22 protein-coding genes and 1 tRNA gene are annotated in these 21,822 nt (G+C 34.4%); 10 read left to right on the plus strand and 13 right to left on the minus strand.

Translation table 11 applies throughout. The features are described from left to right. Positions 1-206 precede the first annotated feature (206 nt). Positions 207-383 (plus strand): hypothetical protein, encoded by a 177-nt coding sequence (locus EV145_RS22440; RefSeq protein WP_166638471.1) that lies wholly within the window; start codon positions 207-209, stop codon positions 381-383. Between the two features lie 171 nt (positions 384-554). Here EV145_RS22440 and EV145_RS16015 read toward each other — a convergent pair. Then, positions 555-628 (minus strand) — tRNA-Ala (locus EV145_RS16015). Positions 629-732: 104 nt separating this feature from the next. Here EV145_RS16015 and EV145_RS16020 point away from each other — a divergent pair. From EV145_RS16020 to EV145_RS16030, 4 genes are all read left to right on the plus strand, one after another. Further along, complete coding sequence (locus tag EV145_RS16020; protein ID WP_133526207.1) at positions 733-1,497, plus strand: enoyl-CoA hydratase/isomerase family protein; 765 nt, start codon at positions 733-735, stop codon at positions 1,495-1,497. A 101-nt stretch (positions 1,498-1,598) separates the two neighbouring features. After that, positions 1,599-1,775 carry a hypothetical protein gene (locus EV145_RS22445; RefSeq protein ID WP_166638472.1) on the plus strand — a complete coding sequence of 59 codons (177 nt, stop codon included), beginning with the start codon at positions 1,599-1,601 and terminating at the stop codon, positions 1,773-1,775. Positions 1,776-1,808: 33 nt separating this feature from the next. Then, positions 1,809-2,258 carry a 6-pyruvoyl trahydropterin synthase family protein gene (locus EV145_RS16025; RefSeq protein WP_133526208.1) on the plus strand — a complete coding sequence of 150 codons (450 nt, stop codon included), beginning with the start codon at positions 1,809-1,811 and terminating at the stop codon, positions 2,256-2,258. Between the two features lie 135 nt (positions 2,259-2,393). Further along, entirely contained in the window at positions 2,394-3,137 is a 744-nt protein-coding gene (locus EV145_RS16030; protein ID WP_133526209.1) for a UDP-2,3-diacylglucosamine diphosphatase, read from the plus strand. A gap of 68 nt (positions 3,138-3,205) precedes the next feature. On the opposite strand, the gene EV145_RS16035 is transcribed toward EV145_RS16030, so the two are convergent. From EV145_RS16035 to EV145_RS16075, 9 genes are all read right to left on the minus strand, one after another. Further along, positions 3,206-4,417 (minus strand): cytochrome c3 family protein, encoded by a 1,212-nt coding sequence (locus EV145_RS16035; protein WP_133526210.1) that lies wholly within the window; start codon positions 4,415-4,417, stop codon positions 3,206-3,208. Positions 4,418-4,500: 83 nt separating this feature from the next. Beyond that, positions 4,501-4,857, minus strand: coding sequence for a hypothetical protein (locus EV145_RS16040; protein WP_133526211.1), 357 nt, complete (start codon positions 4,855-4,857; stop codon positions 4,501-4,503). A 152-nt stretch (positions 4,858-5,009) separates the two neighbouring features. Beyond that, the gene (locus tag EV145_RS16045; RefSeq protein ID WP_133526212.1) at positions 5,010-5,366 is read right to left on the minus strand and encodes a hypothetical protein; all 357 of its coding nucleotides are present in this window, start codon (positions 5,364-5,366) and stop codon (positions 5,010-5,012) included. A gap of 173 nt (positions 5,367-5,539) precedes the next feature. Then, positions 5,540-6,454 carry an alpha/beta fold hydrolase gene (locus tag EV145_RS16050; RefSeq protein WP_133526213.1) on the minus strand — a complete coding sequence of 305 codons (915 nt, stop codon included), beginning with the start codon at positions 6,452-6,454 and terminating at the stop codon, positions 5,540-5,542. Further along, positions 6,454-7,734, minus strand: coding sequence for an MFS transporter (locus tag EV145_RS16055; protein WP_133526214.1), 1,281 nt, complete (start codon positions 7,732-7,734; stop codon positions 6,454-6,456). Before EV145_RS16055 ends, EV145_RS16050 begins: the two co-directional genes overlap by 1 nt. Further along, positions 7,724-9,424: a single-stranded-DNA-specific exonuclease RecJ gene (gene recJ / locus EV145_RS16060; protein WP_133526215.1), complete on the minus strand. Its 1,701-nt coding sequence runs from the start codon at positions 9,422-9,424 to the stop codon at positions 7,724-7,726. The genes EV145_RS16055 and recJ overlap by 11 nt, the downstream gene beginning before the upstream one ends. A 144-nt stretch (positions 9,425-9,568) precedes the next feature. Further along, positions 9,569-9,913, minus strand: coding sequence for a HopJ type III effector protein (locus tag EV145_RS16065; protein ID WP_133526216.1), 345 nt, complete (start codon positions 9,911-9,913; stop codon positions 9,569-9,571). 121 nt (positions 9,914-10,034) lie between these two features. Beyond that, positions 10,035-10,757 carry a 16S rRNA (cytidine(1402)-2'-O)-methyltransferase gene (gene rsmI, locus EV145_RS16070; RefSeq protein WP_133526217.1) on the minus strand — a complete coding sequence of 241 codons (723 nt, stop codon included), beginning with the start codon at positions 10,755-10,757 and terminating at the stop codon, positions 10,035-10,037. Positions 10,758-10,858: 101 nt separating this feature from the next. Next, positions 10,859-11,905 (minus strand): hypothetical protein, encoded by a 1,047-nt coding sequence (locus EV145_RS16075; RefSeq protein WP_133526218.1) that lies wholly within the window; start codon positions 11,903-11,905, stop codon positions 10,859-10,861. Between the two features lie 238 nt (positions 11,906-12,143). Here EV145_RS16075 and EV145_RS16080 point away from each other — a divergent pair, with 238 nt between their 5' ends. Next, entirely contained in the window at positions 12,144-12,734 is a 591-nt protein-coding gene (locus EV145_RS16080) for a thymidine kinase (RefSeq protein WP_133526283.1), read from the plus strand. A gap of 28 nt (positions 12,735-12,762) precedes the next feature. Continuing rightward, on the plus strand, positions 12,763-13,209 hold the full coding sequence (locus tag EV145_RS16085; protein WP_133526219.1) for a hypothetical protein: 447 nt from the start codon (positions 12,763-12,765) through the stop codon (positions 13,207-13,209). Positions 13,210-13,896: 687 nt separating this feature from the next. On the opposite strand, the gene rpoN is transcribed toward EV145_RS16085, so the two are convergent. The 3 genes from rpoN to EV145_RS16100 all read right to left on the minus strand — a co-directional run bounded on the left by rpoN (position 13,897) and on the right by EV145_RS16100 (position 19,716). Next, positions 13,897-15,357, minus strand: a complete 1,461-nt coding sequence (gene rpoN / locus EV145_RS16090; RefSeq protein WP_133526220.1) for an RNA polymerase factor sigma-54 — start codon at positions 15,355-15,357, stop codon at positions 13,897-13,899. A gap of 152 nt (positions 15,358-15,509) precedes the next feature. Further along, a complete protein-coding gene (gene asnS / locus EV145_RS16095; protein ID WP_133526221.1) occupies positions 15,510-16,955 on the minus strand; it encodes an asparagine--tRNA ligase in 1,446 nt (481 codons plus the stop codon). Positions 16,956-17,349: 394 nt separating this feature from the next. Then, positions 17,350-19,716, minus strand: a complete 2,367-nt coding sequence (locus EV145_RS16100) for an efflux RND transporter permease subunit (protein WP_133526222.1) — start codon at positions 19,714-19,716, stop codon at positions 17,350-17,352. A 181-nt stretch (positions 19,717-19,897) separates the two neighbouring features. Between EV145_RS16100 and EV145_RS16105 the strand changes: the two genes are divergently transcribed. The 3 genes from EV145_RS16105 (at position 19,898) to EV145_RS16115 (ending at position 21,762) form a co-directional block, all read left to right on the plus strand. Next, the gene (locus tag EV145_RS16105; protein ID WP_133526223.1) at positions 19,898-20,227 is read left to right on the plus strand and encodes a DMT family transporter; all 330 of its coding nucleotides are present in this window, start codon (positions 19,898-19,900) and stop codon (positions 20,225-20,227) included. A 91-nt stretch (positions 20,228-20,318) separates the two neighbouring features. Then, positions 20,319-21,080, plus strand: a complete 762-nt coding sequence (locus EV145_RS16110; RefSeq protein WP_133526224.1) for a sensor histidine kinase — start codon at positions 20,319-20,321, stop codon at positions 21,078-21,080. Next, positions 21,043-21,762 carry a LytR/AlgR family response regulator transcription factor gene (locus EV145_RS16115; protein ID WP_133526225.1) on the plus strand — a complete coding sequence of 240 codons (720 nt, stop codon included), beginning with the start codon at positions 21,043-21,045 and terminating at the stop codon, positions 21,760-21,762. The genes EV145_RS16110 and EV145_RS16115 overlap by 38 nt, the downstream gene beginning before the upstream one ends. Positions 21,763-21,822 lie beyond the last annotated feature (60 nt).

A 21,822-nucleotide genomic window follows, 5' to 3' on the forward strand; every position in this document is an offset into this window, starting at 1 on the left:
GTCTACTAAAAACAAAAACATCTAGTCTAGCCCCGATGGAAACGGCATCCTTTTATGGTGGGGTTCACCATAAAAGATAGAGTGGACAGCGGGACAAAAGGTGTTTTGAAAACGAAATGTCTGCTTCTAATTTTTAAAAAGAACACTTAACATTCTGATAATATGTGTTATAGTTTAAATGCTTATACTTAATTAAAATTTAAATTATGGATGTTAATTGGAACATAATAGGTATTGTGGCAATCTTGGTAGTTGTTTTGGTTGTGCTTACAATCAGAAAAAACTTGAAGGAAAAAAAGAAATTGGAAAATTTGCTGAATAACGATTTTAAGAAAGCAGAAAAAAAGAGAGTTGATGCTGATGATGCGGCTAATGAGAAATAATTGTCAATCCTAAAATCTATTAAGAATAAAAATATTAATTGTTGTAAGTCAACATAGCCAACGGTTTCAACCGTTGGGACGCAACGTATATAACAATCTGTCTCCAGTGGCTGAAACCGCGGGCTGTATTAAAAAAAAACCGTACTACAATGAAGTAATACGGTTTTTTTGTGGAGAATATCGGATTCGAACCGACCACCTCTTGCCTGCCAGGCAAGCGCTCTAGCCAAATGAGCTAATCCCCCAAAGCGTTAACAAATAAAGTCAAATAAATTTCAAAAAACAAATTTCGATGAGTTTCTGGAGTATTATTTTTCAAAAGCGTAACTTTACTTTTAAATCTGTTTTTATGAATTTAGAAAATGCAAACGCAAGCTTAGAAACTTCTTTTCAAAATACAATTGCAACTGTCCAGTTTGGTCATCCTGCGAGTAATTCTTTTCCGCGTCAATTGCTGGACCGCCTTACCGCCGAAATTAATTTGTTGAGCCGAAATGAAAACGTTTCGGTTATTATTTTAAAAAGCGAAGGAAATAGGGTTTTTTGTTCCGGTGCTTCGTTTGATGAGCTTTTGCAGGTTGAAAATGAAGAGCAAGGAACGGAATTTTTCTCTGGTTTTGCTCATTTGCTCAACGCAATGCGCAATTGCAATAAATTGATTATTGGTCGCGTTCAAGGAAAAGCAGTTGGGGGAGGTGTCGGAATTATTTCGGCTTGCGATTATGTTTTTGCAACATTGTTAAGTGATGTGAAATTGTCCGAACTTGCTATCGGAATTGGGCCTTTTGTAATCGAACCAGCTGTTTCTCGAAAAATTGGCAAAACAGCTATGGCCGAAATGACATTGGCACCTGATCAGTGGAAAAGTGCCAAATGGGCTTTTGAGAAAGGGCTCTATTCTGTTTTGTGCGATGCTGCTAATCTTGATTTAGAGGTCAATGATTTTGCTCAAAAATTGAGTTCGTATAATCCAGAAGCTTTGTTTGAAATGAAAAAAATCATTTGGGAAGGAACGGAGCAATGGGAATCAATATTAATTGAACGTGCTAAAATTACCGGAAAACTGGTTTTGTCTGATTTCGCGAGAAAGGCTTTGATACAATTTAAGAAATAAGTTTTTTGCCACAGATTACACAGATTAATCTTTTTTAATCCTTTAATCTGTGACAACTTTTTTTAAATTTTTGAGGCTTTTTTACTATATATGTATTGAATATGAAAATGATCTTTTTAGTTCTTCAGGTTGACGTTGCAGAGAAAATTAAAAACGCGCCAGATAGTGGTTATCAGATTGGTGTCGTGATTGGATCTTTTATTCCGTTCCTGATTTTAGGCGGAATTGCCTTGTGGATGTATAAGCGTGCTAAAAAAAGAGACGAAAACGGTTATTAATTTGTAAATTTGCAAGCTTAAAATTAAACATCGATGAGTAATATCAGAATTACAAAACAATTTAGTTTCGAAACCGGCCACGCTTTGTACGGTTACGACGGAAAATGCAAGAACGTTCACGGACACAGTTATAAATTGTCGGTAACCGTTATTGGTTCGCCAATTACGGATCGATCGAATGTGAAATTCGGAATGGTAATTGACTTTTCGGATCTAAAGAAAATTGTAAAAGAAGAGATCGTCGATCAGTTTGATCATGCAACAGTTTTTAATCAGACAACGCCTCATATTGAATTGGCAAACGAATTGAAAAACCGAGGACACCACGTAATTTTAGTAGATTATCAGCCAACAAGTGAAAATATGGTGGTTGATTTTGCTGAAAGAATTGTGGCAAGACTTCCAAAAGGAATTTCTCTTTTCTCTTTAAAACTTCAAGAAACAGAATCGTCGTTTGCAGAATGGTATGCTTCTGATAATTAGTCAAAAGTCGAAAGTCAAAAGTCGAAAGTTCTACAATCCAGAAATCTAAGAAATCTAAGAAATCTAAGAAGTCTAACAATCTAAGAAATCTAAGAAGTCTAACAATCTAAAAAGTCTAAAATTCCAACAATCTAAATGAAAAAAATATATTTTGCTTCAGATCAGCATTTTGGTGCGCCAACTCCTGAATTGAGTTTGCCACGCGAAAAGAAATTTGTGGCTTGGTTAGATGAGGTTAAAGAAGATGCTGAAGCGATTTTTTTGCTGGGTGATTTATTTGATTTTTGGTTCGAATATAAAACGGTTGTGCCAAAAGGTTTTGTACGCATTTTAGGTAAATTGGCTGAAATTCGTGACAGCGGGATTCCAATTTATTTTTTTGTGGGAAATCATGATCTTTGGATGAATGATTATTTTGAAACCGAATTGAATATTCCGGTTTATCATGATAATAAAGAGTTCACTTTTAACGGAAAAACCTTTTTAATTGGCCACGGCGACGGAAAAGGGCCCGGTGATAAAGGGTATAAACGAATGAAAAAGGTATTTACCAATCCATTTTCAAAATGGCTTTTCCGCTGGCTTCATCCCGATGTTGGTGTAAGTCTTGCACAATATTTATCGGTTAAAAACAAACTGATTTCGGGCGATGAAGATGTGAAATTTCTTGGTGAAGAAAATGAATGGTTGGTTTTATACGCCAAACGAAAACTCGAAACGAAACATTATAATTATTTCATTTTCGGACATCGTCATTTGCCAATGATTATCTCGGTTGGAGAGGATTCTAATTATGTGAATTTAGGTGACTGGATTGGTTACTTTACTTACGGTGTTTTTGACGGTGAAAATTTTGAACTTAAGAAATTCGAAAAGTAAGTAAGTCTAAAGCCCAAAGTCTAAAGTCGAAAGTCGAAAGTTAAAAAAGACTTTATTGTGATTATCGTTTATTTTGTGCTTACTGGATAAATTCCGATTTTATGTGTTCTCAAGATGTAATTTCCTAATTGCTTACTATTTGAGAGCTGAAATTTAATTGCTCCTGATGCTTTTTTAGGCATGTGACATTCTACGCAATTTTCGGCTAATAAACTTCCTGACATTGTTTTTAAAGTTTTATCAGTATGTTTTAAATCCTGATGACAGCTCATACAGATTTTAGAGTATGATGTCATTTTTTTAGAAGCATTTTCATGTGGATTATGACACGTAATGCAATCCATTTTTTCGCTGTTGATAAAGCATTTGCTTTGTGCCATCAAACGAAACTGGTTTCCGTGAACATCAAATTGTGCAGTGTCTGTAACGCTTCTAGTTGCTCTGTAGTAATCAGTTAAATTATCTCCGGGTTTAAAATCAAAACGCGATTTCAATTTCATCCCGTCATTTCCGGCATGACAAAGCGCGCAGGCATCCAGTCTTTGCTGTCTGTTTAAATTTTTAAAACTTGTAATGCTGTTGGCGACTTTTACATTTGGATTTTTTAAATGAAATTCAACATGTTTTTTTGCCGGACCATGACATTTTTCGCAGTCTATTCCGTAAACAATAGTTTCTTTTTTGATGATATCTTCAACATCCATAGACATCATGTTTTTTTCTGCAGAACTTTGATTCACGCTTCGGCTGCTCGCATTTGAGGCGTGGCACGAATAACAGTCTTTTACAACCATTCGGTCGAAATACGGTTTGTCTGCTGGGAAACCTGGACTCGTAGCCCAATTGTTTATAGCATTATAGTAAGAAAGTGGAAGTTCGTACGTATTATTATTTCGCCAAAAAACCGAAGTTTGAGCATGTTTAATTCCAAAAACAATATCAAAACGGTGTGCTTCAACTTTTTTGCCATTTTTATACAAAACTTGAAAAAGACTGTCGCCGTGTTTTTCCATTACCAATTTGGTGTTTTTGTCATAAATAAAAGTATGATCGCCCTTATCAAATTCTCCTAAAACATTTCCTGAAATTGCTGGTGCGGTAGCCTTAAAGTGCGAACTTTTTAAAGCCATATCATATTGTGTCTGATGGCATTGTATACAGCTTTCAGAACCTGCATAATCAGTGCCTCGTGGGTCAATATAATCATCAGATGAATCTTTGCAGCTGGTAAAATATACAGCCACAAGCAGAAGGGCAAAAAGAATGCGGATTTTTTTCATTGCCGTAAATATACTTTTTTTTGAAGAAAATCAAAATATATTTCAATAATGAAAAAATGCTGTTAAAATATTTAGAATGCTTCTTAATTTAAGCCAGATCCGTAAACATATTCATCTAGTTCAATTCGGAAAAGAGAACCTTCAACCAAATCTTTTATAGATTTTAATTCGGTAAGTGACACAGCTAAATCTATTGCAGAACAAGGCGTTTTTAATAAAAATTTATGACAGGAATATTTTAATTCACAGGCTTCACAACACGCATTTTCAATCATACTGTCTTCGATCAAATCGCAAAACTGATTCATTTCTGCAATTGTAAAATAAAAGCCTGTTTCCTTGAAAACCAGTTGTATTTTGTCAACTATGGTTTCGTTATTTTGTTTCCAATAAAAAGCTATCCCAAAATTGTTATGATATATCTGTTCTATTTCTCTCATCGTAAATCCTTTTATTAAGACAAATATAAATATTATTTATATTAATTCTAAATAAAAAGGTCGTAAAAGTTTGAAAAATGTTTTCATCCAGTTTACAAAATCTTGATGTCGAAAAAAGTTTGGATTAGTTGGGTAAGAGAGGTCGAAATCCTTTAGTTCATTCCAGAACCGTAAATATATTCATTGAGATTAAGTCGAAATAATGAACCTTCAACTAAGTCTTTGATGGAATTTAATTCAATAGGTGATATTTCTAAATCTATTGCAACGTAAGGTGTTTTCAATAAAAATTTATCAATGGCGCGCTTTACACCACGCGTATCATAATCATTATGGTCTGTCACACAGTCTTCAATTAAATCGTGAAATTCATTTAATTCTTGAACTGAAAAATAAAATCCCATTTGTTTAAAAAGCAACTGGATTTTATCTGATATAATTTCGTTGCCTTCTTTCCAATAAAATGAAATTCCAAAATTGTTGCGGTATATCTGTTCGATGTCCTTCATGGAAATTTTTTTACGCCGCAAAGGTACATACTATTTGTACTAATATTTAATTAAGAAAAGCATAAAAAAAAGTCAAAAAACAGTATTAATAATTTGGTTTTTAATTGTTTGTGCTTGTTTTTTAGAAGTTCGCTTTTTAATAAACTGATATTTTTTAATGCGATTTAATAAAATTAGTTCAGCCAATATTTTAAGTTGGAAAGAAATTCTTTCTGTTGGTCTACAAATAAATAATGCGAACAATTGTCGAGAAATGCGAAGTGATTTTTACCAACTAAATTTTTAATTGAAGTAATTTGTGCCAATGAAAAAATGCCATCTTCTTTTCCATAAATGGCAAAAATTGGAACTCCCGAAGCTTTAATTTTTTTTAAGAAAGGTCTGCTGTCTATGTTGTTTTGCTTTTCATTTTGATAAAAAAGTAATGGCGCATTTTTGTTCCTAATATTGGTTTTGAAAAATTCACTTGCTTCATAATCGGCATATAATTTTTTAGAATCAGGAGTTGGATTTGGCATTTTAAAGAATCCCTTTTCACTTGCAAGATCAAAACATCCTTTTCTGTATTCGGCAGAATTTTTATTTAGATTTTCTACGGTATTTATTTTCTTTAATTGTTCAGAATCATTACTGTATTTAGTCTTCTGCGTATTTAAAATATGATCATAAGTTTCCTGCTGAGAAAATAATGCTCCGGCTAAAATTAAGGCACTCACATTTTTCGGATATTTATTTGCATAAAGCGTCGCAACCAAGCCTCCAAAACTATGACTAAGTAAAACTGCTTTTTTCAAGTGGTATTTTACATAAATAGAATTTAGATCCTGAAAAGCTTCTTCATAAGTGAATTTTGCGTTGGAATCTGAAGATCTTCCTTCGCCTCTTCGGTCATATGCAATTACAAAAAAGCCTAAGTTAGCGAGATTTTGAGCTGTTGTTCCTTCAAATAAAGTTGCGTTGCCACTTGGGCCTCCGTGAATGAAAATTATAGCTTTATTATTCTCGTTTCCATAGGTTTTGATATAAAGATTTTGTCCATTTAGGAAAATGGATGTAATCAAAGCGACGATCAGTAATAATTGTTTCATTATTCCTGATTATGATGCTCTTCCATATCTTTTTTAAGATCTAAATTTCTAAAAGTAGGAGATATAAAACCAAAGCCTAAAACGGTTAAAAGCGTAATACTTCCTCCAAAAACAACAGACGTTACAGTGCCCATTAATTTTGCAGTGGCTCCACTTTCAAAAGCACCTAATTCATTAGACGATCCAACGAAAATTGAATTTACTGCTCCAACACGTCCACGCATATGATCGGGAGTTTTAAGCTGTAAAATCGTTTGGCGAATTACTACCGAAATTCCGTCGGCAAGTCCGCTCAAAAATAAAGCAAAAACAGAAAGCCAGAAATAGGTAGATATTCCAAATAAGATGATCGATAATCCGAAAACAAATATGGCAACTAAAAGCTTCTTTCCTGCATTTTTATATAATGGTACATAAGCAGAAACGAGCATTGTAATAAAAGAACCAACGGCAGGAGCCGCTCTTAATATTCCAAATCCTTCAGAACCAACTTTTAAAATGTCTTGAGCGAAAATTGGTAATAACGCCACTGCACCTCCAAAAAGTACAGCAATCATGTCAAGAGATAAGGCACCTAAAACGATTTGGTTTTTAAATACAAAAGTTAAACCTTCTGTCAGACTGTCTTTTATCGATTCTCCAATCTTCGGATTTACGATTGGTTTTGTACTGATTTGTGATAAGGCAATTAACGAAAGAAGAGAGAATCCAAAAACCAGGCACATTGACCAGTGAACGCCAATCCAGTTAATTGAGAATCCAGCCACAGCCGGTCCCATTACGGCTCCGATTTGCCAAACTGAGCTACTCCAGGTTGCAGCATTTGGATACGCTTTTTTAGGAATAATCAGTGATAGAAGTGAGAAAATAGTTGGGCCAAGAAAGGCTCTAACTAATCCGCCCAAAAAGACTAAAGTATAAATTGAATATAAAATAACGGTCGGAGATAAATCACCGACAACTTTTGGCCAAGTCACTAAAAACAATCCGAAGCTGATTACCGAAAATCCCAGAATACATTTTACCAATAATCCTTTCTTTTCTTTTTGGTCAACAATATGTCCAGCAAATAATGCCATACAAATTGCTGGAATAACTTCCATTAAACCAATAATTCCTAGCGAAAGCGGGTTTTTAGTTAAACTGTAAACTTGCCATTCGATTACGATAAACTGCATTGCCCAAGCAAAAACCATGCAGAAACGCAGTAATAAAAACACGTTGAATTCTCTATAGCGAAGTGCCTGATACGGATCTGGCTTGTTTGGTTTATCTTTCATTTGTTCTGATATCTTTCAGCATAAGCTGTGTTGAAATGTTTCCGTTCCATTCATTCTCAGCTATTGAGTAAGCAAGCTGAAATGTATTTTGATTTTTTGTTAAATCTATTTTTTTTCCGAGTCCAAAACCAATTGCGGCGATTCCGTCTGAATTAATTTGTTTGGCAAAAAGTCTTACGTGTTCGTCTTCAGAGCCTAAAGTTTTTGCATAACCGGTATCTTTTACATCCGAAGTCATAAAAACAGGCGTCATGTTCTGAGGTCCAAAAGGCTCAAATTGTTTTAAAATTCGAATGAGTTTTGGTGTAATATCTGTGAAATTGATTTCGGCATCAATTTCGATTTCAGGAGTTCTCATTTCTGGTTGAATCGTTGCTGAAACCTGTTTTTCAAAAGCGTCTTTAAAAGTCTGATAATTTTCGGCTTTCAGAGTCATTCCGGCAGCGTACATATGCCCTCCAAATTGTTCCAAATATTCTGCGCAGGCATCGAGTGCGTTATAAACATCAAATCCTTTTACAGATCTTGCAGAAGCAGCATATTTGTCGCCGCTTTTTGTAAAAACCAAAGTAGGGCGATAATACGTTTCAATTAATCGCGAAGCTACAATTCCGATAACGCCTTTGTGCCAGTCTTCCTGAAAAACAACGGTTGAAAAACGTTCTTCTTCCTGATTTTCTAAAATTTGCTGAAACGCTTCTTTAGTAATTTTTTTATCTAAATCTTTTCGATCAGCATTGTATTGTTCAATTTCTGAGGCGAATTGCTGCGCTTGATCAAAATCAAATTCGGTCAGTAATTCAACTGCATGATTTCCGTGTTTGATTCTTCCTGCAGCATTTATTCTCGGCGAAATAATAAAAACAACATCAGTAATGTCTAAAACTTTCTTTTTTACCTGATGAACAAGTGCTTTGATTCCTGGTCTTGGTTCGCTATTAATTACCTGTAATCCGAAATAAGCTAAAACCCGGTTTTCTCCTGTTATCGGAACAATATCGGCCGCAATTGCAGTGGCGACTAAATCAAGATACGGAACTAAATCTTCAATAGTTTCATTTCGATTTTGACCTAAAGCCTGAATCAATTTAAAACCAACACCACAACCGCATAATTCATCATAAGGATAAGAGCAGTCTTCTCTTTTTGGGTCGAGAATCGCAACGGCATCTGGAAGAAATTCTCCAGGGCGGTGGTGATCGCAAATAATAAAATCGATATTTTTTTCTTTCGCGTAGGCGATATGATCAATGGATTTTATTCCACAGTCCAATGCAATAATTAAGGAGAAACCGTTATCGTCGGCGAAGTCAATTCCTTTAAAGGAAATTCCGTAACCTTCGTCGTAACGATCCGGAATATAAGTGGCAATGTTTGGATAATGTGATTTCAAATATGATGAAACCAACGAAACTGCCGTTGTTCCGTCAACATCATAATCGCCAAAAACCAAAATGTTTTCCTGATTTTCAATAGCCAATTCGATTCGGGAAACGGCTTTTTCCATATCCTTCATCAAATAGGGATCGTGAAGATGTTCTAATGAAGGACGAAAGAAATTTTTGGCATCTTCAAAAGTTTCAATGCCACGCTGAATCAAAAGGGTTGCTACAAAATCTTCTACATTCAAGGCATGCGCCAAATGTTTGATTTTATCTTCAGAAGGTTTTGGTTTTAATGTCCAACGCATGGTTGATTTTAGATTTTAGAGTGTTGATTTTAGATTTCTGAAATCAACAATATTGTTTGTCAAATCGAGCGGAGTCGAGATTCTTATTTAGTATAAAAGGGCTTCGACTCCGCTCAGCCTGACAGATGGATAATTAGAAATATTTTATTTTGCTTCTAATGCATTTCCTTCAAACTGGATTCCGTCCCAGCCTAAGTTGATGAAATTTCTAATATTTTGGTGATTTGTTCCGTTTGGATCTCCTAAAACTTCTTCGAAATAAAAGGCACCAAAACAAGCTAAAGTTCCTTCTTTACTTAAGTTTTGCAATTTTGCGAAAGAAAATAATTTACAAGAACCAGAATTTTCTCCGGCAGCGTTATGCTGTGTTCCGTTTTGAAAAGCGGTTGGAGTAAAATTGTAGTTTTCCTCGATTACTGCGATAGTTTCAGGGAATGTTATTTCGTTTGGAGTTTGTTTTACTTTTTCTAAAAAGGCTTGAATGCTCATAATGTTGGTATTTTTTTGCCACGAATTTCACGAATTTCCACTAATTTAAATTCGTGATAATTGGTGAAATTCGTGGCAAACATTTTTTTAATTTATTTAATTTGTGAATTCGTGGCGAAAATTATTCTTCATCATCATCCTTAGAATACTTACTTTTCTTAGCTTCTTTTTCTATTGTTTTTCCAGCAACAACAACGACGATTTCGCCTCGTGGTGCGGTTTTTTCAAAGTGTGCTAAAACTTCTTTTGCGGTTCCGCGTACATTTTCTTCGTGCATTTTTGATAATTCACGCGAAACGCAAACCTGTCTGTCTTCTCCAAAATACTGAATAAACTCTGCTAAAGTCTTAACGAGTTTATGCGGAGAAACGTATAAAATCATTGTTCGGGTTTCTTCGGCTAAAGCCAAAAATCGAGTTTGACGCCCTTTTTTATCAGGCAGAAAACCTTCAAAAACAAATTTATCATTTGGTAGTCCGCTGTTTACAAGCGCGGGAACAAAAGCAGTTGCACCTGGAAGACATTCTACTTCAATTTTATTTTCGACACAAGCACGCGTCAATAAAAATCCTGGATCCGAAATCGCCGGAGTTCCTGCATCTGAGATTAAAGCGATGGTTTCGCCGGCTTTCAAACGCGCAATTAAGTTTTCGGTTGTCTTATGTTCATTGTGCATATGATGGCTGTGCATGTGCGTGCCAATTTCAAAATGCTTCAACAATTTACCGCTTGTTCGAGTGTCTTCAGCCAAAATCAAATCGACTTCTTTCAAAACCCGAATGGCTCTGAAAGTCATGTCTTCAAGATTGCCAATTGGCGTTGGAACGATATATAATTTTGACATAATTTAGTTTAATATTTAACACAGATTGCAAAAATTAACACGAATAATTAAAGTGCTAAATTTCACGAATATAAATTAGTGTAAATCTGTGAAATTCGTGTTTATGAAAATTTCTTCTCAATAATTCCAAGAAAACGCTCTGCGTAATCATCTTTTCCTTCCCAATTATTATAATCTGGTTTTACCATGTTTTCGATAAATTCCTGTGCTTCGCCATACGTGTCAAAAGTCAGTAATTGATTTAAAACACGGCTATAATCTTCAGTGCTGTTTCCAAAAAGATTTTTAGTGAATGCTATTCTGTCATTCAAATCAACGTGGAAACCTTTTGCCAGTTTTTCATTCAAAGTAACGGCTTTTGGTTCCGCTGGAGTTTCTAAAACGGCTGTTTCAACTTTCTTCTCAAATTCAAATGTTGGAGTCGGAGTTGGAGAAACGGCTTCAAAACTGTCTACTTTAACAAATTGCGCATCGGCATAATTGATTCCGAAATCTTCAAATGCAATCGGAATTGGAGTAGACTTTGATGAATTTTCAATTTTCGGTTCTTCTTTTTCAGCTGGTTGCTCTAATTCAAAAGCGGGCTTAAAATCAGGAATTGGATTTAAATCGCTGATTGTTTTAAACGAAAGATCTCTATTTGCCTCAATTGTTTTTTTAGCTTCAGAAACAGCTTCTTCGATTTTTTGAATAATTGGATCTTTAACAATTTCAGCAGGTTCAGTTTCTTTGACCGCTTCAGTTTCTTCCAATTTTTCAATAATAGGTTCTTCAATTGATTCCTGAACTTCTTCTTCGATTGGTTCCGGTGTTGTCTCTTCTGGAATTTCGGCAATTATTTCTTCAACAATTGCTGGTTCTGGAGTTTCTTCAATTGGAGTTTCTGCAACTGCAACGGAAGGTTCAACTTTTACTTCTGCTGGAGCTTCTTCTTCTTTTTCGAAAATAGTTTCGATTTGAGAATTAATTTCGCTGTGACTGATTGTTGGTTTTGCTTCGTCGAAATTTTCATCGACAAATTTTAAAATCGCTAATTTCTCATATAATTTCTGCGTTTCAAGATACAATTGATTGATATCGGATTTGTTTTTAAGTTTTAAAATTCGATGTGCAATGCTGATTAAATCGGCTTCCAATTTTTTTTTCATAGCTGTTGAAATTATAGTGAATAGGGGTATTTTAATATATTTTGTAATTGAATGTCTTTTGTACGGAAGGAAATCAACACGATATCTTTATTATTTCTGTTAATAAGCATTTACCAATCTCCGATTTGATAAAAATTTTCTACTTTTGAAAAAACGTAAAACAGCGATTTTTTGCGTCAATTTATTACCAGTACAAAGTAATAAAAACTATTCATTTTTAAAGGTAGAAAAATACAAAATGTTTCTCGAAAATACAGTAAATCACAAAGAACAATTTGGTTGGATTGAAGTTATTTGTGGATCAATGTTTTCGGGTAAGACCGAGGAGTTAATCCGCAGATTAAAACGCGCCCAATTTGCCAAACAAAGAGTCGAAATCTTTAAACCCGCTATTGATACCCGTTATCATGACGAAATGGTGGTATCTCACGATGCCAATGAAATTCGTTCAACGCCAGTTCCAGCTGCAGCTAATATTGCGATTCTGGCGCAAGGCTGTGACGTTATAGGAATTGATGAAGCTCAGTTTTTTGATGATGAAATTATTACGGTTTGTAATGATCTTGCTAATCAGGGAATTCGTGTAATTGTTGCCGGTCTTGATATGGATTTTAAAGGAAATCCTTTCGGGCCAATGCCAGGACTTATGGCGACGGCAGAATATGTTACCAAAGTTCACGCCGTTTGTACCAGAACCGGAAATCTTGCTAATTATAGTTTTCGTAAAACCGATAACGATAAATTAGTGATGCTTGGAGAAACTGAAGAATATGAGCCATTAAGTCGCGCTGCCTATTATAATGCAATGAAAAAGAATCAGGAGAAATAGATTTTAATTCCATTTAAGCCGTAACACAATGCAGGACAAGAAAACTAAAAGAAAACAAAATATATTATTATTAGCTGTTATTGGAATTGCTGTAGTTTTAGCGGTGTATTTTCAGTTTTTTCTTTCTGAAAACAAAGGAGAAGTAAAAGTTGAAATAACAGAATTGGTTGCAAAATACAATAAAAATTGTCCATTGAAAATTCAGGAGGGTATTCGATTAGATAGTGTCAGTTTGCCAAATGTAACTGATGAAAAAGATGTTCAATATAATTTAACATTAATGAATGTGGAAAAAGAAACCGCAGAGATTGATGTAATACAGGCCGAAATAGAAAAAAGTTTGATAAGCACTGCTAAAGCAAATCCAGGGCTTCAGGTTTTTAGGGATAATGATTATACTTTGATTTACAGTTACAAAGACAAAAAGAAAGCTTTTTTGTTTGATGTGAAAATATTACCGGATCAATATAAATAATTTAGAGATTTAGATATAAAATAAAACCCGACAGATTTTGAATCTGTCGGGTTTGTTATTTTTTCCATATATCGTGTATAAACTGGACTGAAGTCCAGCTCTACAACATAAAATGTTCCTCGGGAACTAAAGAAGAGCCTTCGGCTCGAATTATATTGTAGGGCTGGACTTCAGTCCAATTTATTTAGTGAAATTGATTTTTAAAATCTTCCGAATGATATAAATAATTATACAAATTCTTGTAAATAACAAACCCGACAAATTCAAAAAATTGTCGGGTTTTGTTTTTGTATGAAAATGATATTGCTTGGTAAACTGGACTGAAGTCCAGCTCTACAACATAAAATGTTCCTCCGGAACTAAAGAAGAGCCTTCGGCTCGAATTATATTGTAGAGCTGGACTTCAGTCCAGTTCATTTAGTGAAATTGATTTTTAAAATCTTCCGAATGATATAAATAATTATACAAATTCTTGTAAATAACAAACCCGACAGATTCAAAAAATTGTCGGGTTTTGTTTTTGTATGAAAATGATATTGCTTGGTAAACTGGACTGAAGTCCAGCTCTACAACATAAAATGTTCCTCCGGAACTAAAGAAGAGCCTTCGGCTCGAATTATATTGTAGGGCTGGACTTCAGTCCAGTTTAATATAGATTACGGTAATTATATTTAAATTTTCAGAAACCTAAATCTTCTTTCTCATTCTTGCAACCGGAATATCTAATTGTTCACGGTATTTTGCAATCGTTCTTCTCGCGATCGGATAACCTTTTTCTTTCAAGATTTCTGCCAATTGATCGTCTGGAAGCGGTTTCTTTTTATCTTCTTCTTCAATTGTATTCTTAAGAATCTTTTTGATTTCCAAAGTCGAAACATCTTCTCCCTGATCATTTTTCATCGCTTCAGAGAAAAACTCTTTAATCAGTTTTGTTCCGTATGGCGTTTCTACATATTTACTGTTGGCAACACGTGAAATTGTAGAAATATCTAAACCAACCATATCGGCAATGTCTTTTAAGATCATGGGTTTTAGCTTGGTTTCGTCGCCATCCAAGAAAAATTCTTCCTGATAATGCATAATCGCATTCATCGTTACAAAAAGTGTTTCCTGACGTTGTCTGATCGCATCGATAAACCATTTAGCCGAATCCAGTTTTTGTTTAATAAACTGAACCGCGTCTTTCTGTGCTGTCGATTTATCACGAGAATCTTTATAAGTCTGCATCATTTCCTGATAATCTTTAGAAACGTGCAACGACGGAGCATTTCGGCCGTTTAAAGTAAGTTCTAATTCGCCGTCCACAATTCTGATTGCGAAATCTGGGACAACATTTTCGGTCACTTTGTTATTTCCGGTAAAAGAACCACCCGGTTTTGGGTTTAGTCTTTCAATTTCATGAATCGCTTTTTTAAGCTGTTCATTCGAAACACTGTATTTTTGTAATAATTTGTCGTAATGTTTCTTCGTAAAAGCGTCAAACTGGTTTTCGATAATGTCAATCGCTAAATCAACATATTCGGTTGGCGTTTTATGTTTCAATTGCAACAATAAACATTCCTGCAAATCACGCGCGCCAACTCCCGAAGGTTCAAGTTCATGAATAACAGTCAGCATTTTTTCGACCATTGCTTCATCAGTATAAATTCCCTGAGTAAAAGCCATATCGTCTACAATATCTGAAACGCTTCTGCGGATGTAACCCATGTCGTCAATACTTCCAACAAGGAATTCGGCAATTTCGCGTTCTTCATCATTTAAAATAAAAGTATTCAGCTGATTGATTAAATCCTGATGAAAACTAATTGGCGAAGCAAATGGCGTTTCGCGCTCTTCATCATCACTATAATTATTAACCTGAGTTTTGTAATCAGGCGTGTCGTCGTCGCTTAGATATTCGTCTATATTAATGTCATCTGCTTCAATTCTGTCTGATTCTGCATCATCATAATCGTCGTAGTCTTCATTGGCGAATTCATCCGCTTCGTATTCGTCTTCTTTACCAGCTTCCAAAGCCGGATTTTCGTTCATTTCTTCTAATAAACGTTGCTCAAAAGCTTGCGTAGGCAATTGAATTAACTTCATCAGCTGAATTTGCTGTGGAGATAATTTTTGTGATAATTTTAAATTTAAAAATTGCTTTAGCATAAAAAAAGTTGCTAAGATACTAAGGTACTAAGGTCCTGAGTATCTTATATTGGCGAATAAAATTCGCGGTTGAATTATTTTTATTTATATTTTAAAAACTTAGAATCTTAGCACCTTAGTACCTTAGTACCTTAGTACCTCAGAACCTTAGATTAAAATTCCGCACTTCCAGGAGTTCTTGGGAAAGGAATTACGTCTCTGATGTTTGTCATTCCAGTAACAAACAATACCAAGCGCTCAAATCCTAAACCGAAACCTGCGTGAGTTGCCGATCCAAATCTTCTTGTATCCAAATACCAGTATAACTCTTCTTCGTCGATTTCCAGAGCTTTCATTTTTTCAACCAAAACATCGTAACGCTCTTCTCTTTCAGAACCACCAACGATTTCTCCAATTCCAGGGAAAAGAATATCCATTGCACGAACCGTTTCTCTTCCTGGTTCAGTGTTGTCGTTCAAACGCATGTAAAACGCTTTGATGTTTGCTGGGTAATCAAATAAAATTACCGGACATTTAAAGTGTTTCTCTACCAAATAACGCTCGTGTTCTGATTGTAAATCAGCTCCCCATTCGTTGATGATATATTGGAATTTCTTCTTTTTATTTGGAGTTGAATCTCTCAAAATGTCAATTGCTTCTGTATAAGAAACACGTTTGAAGTTGTTCTCCAAAACGAAATTCAATTTCTCCAACAAAGCCATTTCGCTTCTTTCCGCCTGAGGTTTTGATTTTTCTTCTTCTAAAAGTCTTCCTTCCAAGAATTTCAAATCATCCTGACAATTGTCTAAAGCATATTTAATTACATACTGAATAAAATCTTCAGCCAAATCCATGTTGTCGTCAAGGTCGTTGAAAGCAACTTCCGGCTCGATCATCCAAAACTCTGCCAAGTGACGAGAAGTGTTTGAATTCTCTGCTCTAAACGTTGGTCCAAAAGTATAAATCTGACCCAAAGCCATTGCGAAAGTTTCGCCTTCTAACTGTCCAGAAACCGTTAAGTTTGTATGTTTTCCGAAGAAATCTTTTTTGAAATCAATGTTTCCTTCTTCTGTTTTTGGAAGATTGTCAAGTGGCAATGAAGTTACCTGAAACATTTCTCCCGCACCTTCAGCATCAGCTCCAGTGATGATTGGCGTATTTACATACACAAATCCTTTTTCCTGAAAATATTTATGAACCGCAAATGACAATACCGAACGTACACGCATAATCGCACCAAAAGCATTTGTACGTACACGCAAGTGAGCGTTTTCACGTAAAAACTCCAAAGAATGTTTTTTAGGTTGCATCGGGAATTTCTCTGCATCAGAATCTCCAAGAATTTCCAATTTTGAAACCTGAATTTCGTATTTCTGACCTGCGCCTTTACTTTCAACCAAAGTTCCAATTACAGAAACCGCAGCTCCAGTCGTGATTCTTTTTAAAGTTTCTTCCGGTGTATTTTCAAAATCAACAACACATTGTATATTATTAATTGTAGAACCGTCATTAAGCGCGATGAACTGATTATTTCTAAAAGTTCTCACCCATCCTTTTGCATTCACTTCCTGTAGCGTCGTCGTACTGTTTAATAAGTCTTTAACCTTTGTGTGTTTCATTTTAATTTTAGATTTTAGATTTCTGATTTTAGATTTCTGATTTTAGATTAATATAAGATCAGTGTTTTTATATCGAATTGCAAATATAAACGATAATAATTAATTTTTGAAGCTATTTCCCGCTCTCCGCTATATCTTTTCCTTGCTAAAGAAGCAAGAAAAAGGATGCCGCTTCGATCGGGGCTAGGGCACTCGTTTTCAAAAGAACCATTATGCTCTTTAATGTCATTGCGAGGAACGAAGTAACCACGCTAAAAAAGTATTGAGTGATTTAGCAAATGAGATTGCTTCGTTCCTCGCAAAGACTATGCATGTGTCTAAATCTTTGTCAAGGTGCAAACCTTTGACAAAGATTAGTAATATTTAATCCGTGCTAATTCGTGAAATTAGTGTTTTACTTCTCCAATCCTTCCAATTCCTCTTTCTTGGTTTTTTTCTTCTCAAAAGTCAAAACCAGCGAAGGCAACACAACTAAGTTCGCAAACATCGCAAAAGCCAAAGTACAAGAAATTAATCCGCCAAGTGCAATAGTTCCGCTAAAGCTTGATAATGTGAAAGTCGCAAAACCTAAAATCAAAACTACTGACGTATAAAAAGTACTAATTCCCGTTTCTCTCAACGCACTGAAAACCGATTTTTTTACTTTTCCGTTGCTTTGAATTAAATCGTGTTTGTATTTTGCCATAAACTGAATCGCATTATCTACCGAGATTCCAAACGCAATACTGAATACTAAAATGGTTGAAGGTTTTAACGGAATTCCGAAATAACCCATTAATCCTGATGTAATACAAAGCGGTAAAATATTTGTAATTACAGATGCCATTACCATTTTGAAAGAGCGGAATAAATACAGCATCAATATGGCGATAACTGCAATAGCAAAAATTAATGATTCAATTAAGTTGTCAACCAAATACGATGTTCCTTTTTGAAAAACCAACGCTTTTCCGGTAACGGTAACTTCAAAACGATCTTTCGGGAAAATTTCAGCAATTTTGTTGTTTAATTTTTTCTCGACTTTTGCCATTTCATCTGTTCCAATATCTTTCATGAAAGTAGTGATTCGGGCATATTGTCCAGTTGAATCAACATAAGCTTTCATTAAATTTTCTTTACTGTTTTTGGTTGCGTTTTTAGCATAACCCAAAATAAAAGTCTGTTCTTGCGATGTTGGCAATTGGTAATATTCAGGATTTCCATTATAAAAAGCCTGTTTAGAATATTTAACCAAATTCACAATCGAAACTGGTTTTGCCAATTCAGGCATTTCTTCAATTGTATTTTGCAGTTCATCCATTTTTCGAATTGTTGAAGCCTTCATAACACCTTTTTTCTTTTTGGTGTCAATCATGATTTCCAAAGGCATAACGCCGTTGAATTCTTTTTCGTAAAACAAAATATCTTTAAAGAAAGAAGCGCTTTTTGGCATTTCGCCAATCAAACTTCCTGAAACTTTCATCTGTGAAACTCCAATTACACTGAAAACCAAAAACAATCCGTAAACAATATAAACGTATCTGCGTTTTGTTTTAACTAAATCTTCCACAACATTTAATAAAGTCGAAATGTAAGTTTTCGTTAAATGATATAAATGTTTTTCTTTTGGCAATGGCATAAAACTGTAGACAATTGGCACAATTAAAAGTGTCAATAAGTAAACAGAAATTACGTTGATAGAAGTCACCAAACCAAATTCAAAAAGCAAATCATTTCCTGTAATCATAAAGGTTGCAAAACCTATTGCAGTGGTTAAATTTGTCATTAAAGTCGAAACTCCAATTTTGGAAATAACGCGTTGTAACGCTTTTGCCTGATTGTTATGCAATTTGATTTCCTGCTGGTATTTATTAATCAGGAAAATACAATTCGTGATTCCGATTACGATAATTAGTGGCGGAATAATAGCAGTTAAAATCGTGATTTTGTAATGAAATAATCCCAACGTTCCAAATGACCAGATAACGCCAACAATCAAAATACAAATCGAAATAAATGTGGCGCGGAACGAACGGAAAAAGAAAAAGAAGATCAGCGAAACTGTAAATAAAGCGGCGCCAATAAATAATCCAATTTCACCTTTCATATCATCAGCATTAATTGTTCTGATATATGGCATTCCTGAAACCTTCAAATCAATTCCAGTTGTTTTTTCGAATTTTGTGATTTTCGGAACCAGATTTTCAAGAATAAATACTTTTCTTTCCGGCGTATTTACAAGCGCTTTGTTAATATAAATTGCCGAACGGATACTCCCGCTTTCTTTATTAAACAATAAACCTTCATAAAAAGGCAGATTGTGAAATAAATCATATTGAATCTTTTTTAGATATTCAGGATCAAGTGCCTTTTTTTGGTCGATAAAAGGCGAAAGAACAAACTTTTCGTTTACCGTATCTTTTTCAAGTTTCTTTAAATCATTTAGAGAAACAACCAAATCAACTTCTTTGGAGTTTTTTAGACCGGTCATCAATTCATTCCAGGCGGCATAGTTTTTTGGCGTAAAAAATTTTGGATCTTGAAAACCAATTACAACTAGATTCCCTTCTTCGCCAAATTTGTCTAAGAATTTTTCATAGTTCTTATTAGCGATATGATTTTTAGGAAGCAAGTTAGCTTCAGTGTACGTCATAGACAGGTTTTTCCATTGGTAACCAAGGAAAATTGTTAAGGCGGCAACTAAAACTAAAATTGTAATTCTGTTTTTAAGTATGATTCGGGCTAATTTTTCCCAAAAGCCAACTTGAATAGCGTTTTTCATAAAATCTTTAAAAATGGTTGCAAATGTAGTGAAAATGCCTCAAAATCATAAACAATCGATTGTATTTTACGCAATGTTAACACAATTTTGCAATTCTTTCGATTGTGATAATTTTCTTATTTTTCAAGGTTTAGTCGTCAGCTTTTCTCATATTTGCAGTTAATTTAAAAGGGAAAAGAAAATGAATTGGATTTTATTGATTATTGCAGGACTTTTTGAAGTAGGATTTGCGTCATGTCTTGGAAAAGCAAAAGAAACAACAGGAATTGTATCAACTTATTGGATGATTGGTTTTTTTGTATGTCTTTCAATCAGTATGATTTTATTGTATAAAGCAACACAAACTTTACCAATTGGAACGGCTTATGCAGTTTGGACAGGAATTGGTGCCGTTGGAACTGTTTTAGTGGGGATTTTTATTTTTAAAGAGCCCGCAGCTTTCTGGAGAATATTTTTCCTGACAACTTTGATTGCTTCAATTATTGGATTGAAATTCGTTTCTAGTCACTAAAAAAAATAAGCCACAGATTACAATGATTTAGAGGATTTTTTAAAATAATTATTTTAATCTCTGCAATCTGTGGCAAAAAAATAAATTATAAATGCAGCAAAACAATACCACAACTTTTATTTTTTTAGCGATTCTTTTATTGCTTGTCATCATCATTTGCTTTATGATTTACCAATTAATGCAGGCAAAAAAAGCAAAAGATGATGCCGAAAAAAGTTTTTATGCGCTCGAGGTAAAAGTAAATGATTTGCAGCTTGAAACTTTAGAGTCAAAACTGAATCCCCATTTGTTTAAGAATATTTTAAACTCGATTCAATCGCACGCTTATCAGACTTATTTCGCTTTAGATAAATTAGCCAATGTTTTGGATTATATTTTATACGAAAGCAAAAAGAAATTCGTCACTGCGAAAGAAGAAATTGATTTTGCGCTGAATTTAATCGAAATCAACAAGATCAAGATAAGTCCGCTTTTTGAATTAAAAATCAAAACTAATATCAATAAAGAAGATAAATTGTATGATCAGCCATTGTTGGCGCCACTAATTTCGATTGATTTAATCGAAAATGCCTTTAAACATGCTGATTTGCAAAGTGCCGATGCTTTTATTTCGGTTGTTTTTGAGTTTAAAGACAATGCTTTCTTTATGACCGTTTCAAATAAAATTTCGGATAAAAAAGTATTAAAAAAGGAACGAAGCGGTTTTGGCCACGCAACCTTAGAGCATCGCTTGCGAATTATTTACAAGAATAATTTCAAGCTTGATAAGTTTGTGGAAAACGATGTTTATATTGCTCATCTAAAAATTGATTTACTTGGATACAAAACTGAAATGCTTGCTTCTGGACGATGAGCTTCCTGGATTAACGTACCTAAAAATGCTTTGCGAACAGATTCCGGAAGTTGAAATTGTAAAAACATTTAACAATCCAGAGAAACTTTTGGCTGATGCTCCTAATCTTGATTTTGATTTACTGATTTCAGATATTGAAATGCCAGGAATTGACGGGCTTCATTTGGCCGAAATGCTCCAAAACAAACTTGTTATTTTTTGTACGGCTTATAAAGAATATGCTGCCGAAGCTTTTAATATTGATGCAGTAGATTATATTACAAAACCAGTAAAATTAGAACGCTTGCAAAAAGCGGTTTCTAAAGCTGCTGAACGCTTTGCAAAACCTAATGCTGGGAAAAAATTCATTCAGCTAAATACTGACAAAGGAAAAATACTGCTTTATTTTAATCAGATTCAGTATATAAAAACGGCAAATAGTGACAGCCGTGACAAAACAGTTTTATTGATGGATGGCAGTTTTCTGAATTTAAAAAACATAAAATTCGATACACTTTTAAAAGAATTGCCTGAAGCTGATTTTTGCCGAATTAATAAAAAAGAAATTGTTGCCGTAAAAGCAATAAAATTCTTTAATCACAACGAAATTGTACTCCATCATCTGGAAGAAAACCATAAAAATGCAAGCTTGATTTTAAGCGAAACTTACCGTTCTGACTTTTTGAAAAAGGTGAAATTATAACTTATTACAAAGTTTTACAGACTTATTACATAGATTTAAAATTAGCCACAGAATTGCTTT

The sequence above is a fragment of the Flavobacterium sp. 245 genome (assembly GCF_004362055.1).
In the GTDB taxonomy this organism is placed as follows: Bacteria; Bacteroidota; Bacteroidia; order Flavobacteriales; family Flavobacteriaceae; genus Flavobacterium.